The sequence below is a fragment of the Cryobacterium sp. Hh7 genome (assembly GCF_004403155.1).
GTDB lineage: Bacteria > Actinomycetota > Actinomycetes > Actinomycetales > Microbacteriaceae > Cryobacterium > Cryobacterium levicorallinum.
In genome coordinates this window covers 1-2,601 of record NZ_SOHG01000034.1, presented here as the reverse complement: position 1 = coordinate 2,601, position 2,601 = coordinate 1, and the positions used below count along the sequence as shown (strand labels likewise).

Genomic DNA, 2,601 nt, shown 5'->3' with positions numbered 1-2,601 from the left:
TGGCGAGTAGCGCTTGTGGGTAGCGCCAGTCCGGTGACTTGGTAGCACGATTCCGGGTACACGGTAGCGCTGGCGGGCGGTGAACTGCTCTGCTGTGAGAGGACCAGGCATCAGGCGTGGTCCTTTTCAGTAAGGGGCGGGGTCATGGCGGACTATCGAAAAATCTTGGGGTTGTTGCTGGAGGGGCGGAGTTATCGCGAGGTCGTGGACATCGTGGGGTGCTCCCATCGCGACGTGGCCCGGGTCCGGCACGAGGTCCAGCAGCGCGGTCTGACCTCAACCGTCGCGGTCAGTGACGTCGAGCTGGCCGAGTGGTTCCCCGACGGGCGCCGGAACGTGTCGGAAGAGTATGACCAGCCCGACTTGTCGCGGGTGCTGGCATCGATGAAAGCGAACCGGCACTTCACGTTGCTGCTGGCGTGGCGTCGTTACGTCGACACCAAGGACGCGGGGAAGAAGTATGGGTATTCGCAGTTCTGCGCCCTGTTCACCGATTACCTCCGCACCCATGACCTGGTCGCGGTGCTGCGCCATGAGCCAGGTCGGGCGATGCTGGTCGACTGGGCCGGCGACACGATGGACGTCGTCGACACCATCACCGGCGAGGTCGTCCGAGCGATTCTGTTCGTCGCGGTGCTGCCGTATTCGGGGCTGATGTTCTGTCGCGCTTATGCGGATATGAAGTCTCCGGCGTGGCTCGACGCGCACGTTCAGGCGTTCGCGTTCTTCGGCGGCGTCACACAGATCGTCGTGCCCGACAACCCGACGACATCCACCCACCAGACTCATAAGGGTGATGCGGAGCGGATCGTCAACGCACGATATCAGCAGCTCGCTGATCACTACCAGACTGCGATTGTCCCGGCCAGAGTGAAAAAACCGCGTGACAAGGCTGCAGCCGAGAATGCGGTGAACGTGGTCAACAAACGCGTCATCGGCTACCTCGAGGACGACGTCTTCACGACGCTGGGCGAGTTGAATGCTGCGATCGAGGAACGGGTGCGGGAGATCAACCACGACATCCGCCGCGCCGACGACACCACCCGGTGGGAACGCTTCGACACCGAGGAGCGGGAGCTGCTGACCCCTCTGCCTGATGCCGGGTTCGAAGACGTCGAGTGGAAGGAGCTGAAGGCCGCCCGGAACTACCACGTCACCGCGGACACCCAACGGTATTCGGTGCCGTTCGCTCTGGCGGGCAAGCTGCTGCGGGTTCGGCTGACGTCGTCACGGGTGACGGTCTTCGACGGACACGAGAGCATCTGCGAACACCCGCGGCTGACGGGCCGCAAAGGCCAGTACTCGACACTGCCGGACCATGTCCCGCCGCAGCACCGCGATATCGACGGGCTGTGGTCGAGGCGGTGGTTCACAGACAGGGCGCGCAGCGTCGGGCCGGCCACCGTCACCGTGATTGAGCAGATCCTGGACAGCCAGGTGATCGAGGCGCAGGGCTACCTGTCCTGCCAGAACATCCTCGACGGGCTCGGCAAGAACAACCGGGAACGGCTGGAGGCGGCCTGCCAGGAGCTCGTGAACCGCAGCGCCCATCCGACCTATTCGACACTGAAACGGTTGATGGCAGCGATCGACAGCGATGCGAAGAAGCCGCGGCCGAGGGTCCCGGCCGCTTCCACACGCAAACGCGTCAGCACGGTCGTGTTCCGCGACACGATGCCGGATGTTTATGTCCGTGACGCCTCGCACTATGCCCGCGACGAGGAGGTCAAGTGATGTTCACCAGCGTTGATTACGACAAGTTCCGGGCTCTGCGCGTGACCCATGTCGCGACCCGGCTGGAGGAACTCATCCAGGACGAAGCCAACGACACCCTCACCCCCGAGCAGCTGTTCCTCACCGCAGTCGACGACGCGTTGGAGTCCCGACGCATCAACAAGGTCGACAAACTCATCCGTCAGGCCGCATTCCCGATCCCGGGCGCCACCGTCGCCGAGGTCGACTACCGCGAGGGACGCGGCATCACTCAAGTCAGAATGCGACGCTATGCCGCCCACGACTGGCGCTCCGACGCGACGAACCTGCTGATCATCTCGCCCACCGGAGGCGGAAAAACCTACCTCGCCTGCGCACTAGCTATCGGCGCCTGCGAGAGTGAGCATTCGGTGCTCTACTACCGAATGGACGACCTCGCCCGAAAGCTCGTCATCGCTCGCGGCGACGTCATCGCCCACCAAAAACTGTTGAACGAGCTCTCGAACATCGACCTACTCATCATCGATGACTTCCTCACCGTCGGCATCGACAGCGACGCTGGCAACGACCTGTTCGCGATCCTCGCCAACCGGGAACACCGGCTCCCGACGATGATCGCCTCGCAGACCGGACCCGCGCACTGGGTCGCCGAGCTGCCCGACCGAGTCACTGCGGACTCGATCGTGAACCGCCTCGCCAACAACGCCCGCATCATCAAGCTCGGCCAGATCGACATGCGCCAGCAGCGCAACGACCAAGCCCGCGCCCACAAGGGCTACTGGGAATAACACCACGGCGGCCCGGGCACCAAGCCCGGGCCGCTACCACCTCGTCAGAACTTTGCTACCAATTACCTGGACTGGCGCTACCATCAAGCGCTACTCGCCA

At 63.6% G+C, this 2,601-nt stretch carries 2 protein-coding genes; both read left to right on the top strand.

Annotated features, from left to right (window positions below; genetic code table 11):
• The first annotated feature begins 144 nt into the window (after nt 1-144).
• A complete protein-coding gene (istA, locus tag E3T43_RS11195; RefSeq protein ID WP_241978948.1) occupies nt 145-1,734 on the top strand; it encodes an IS21 family transposase in 1,590 nt (529 codons plus the stop codon).
• A complete protein-coding gene (locus tag E3T43_RS11190) occupies nt 1,734-2,501 on the top strand; it encodes an ATP-binding protein (RefSeq protein WP_134472511.1) in 768 nt (255 codons plus the stop codon). Before istA ends, E3T43_RS11190 begins: the two co-directional genes overlap by 1 nt.
• The last annotated feature ends 100 nt before the right edge of the window (nt 2,502-2,601 follow it).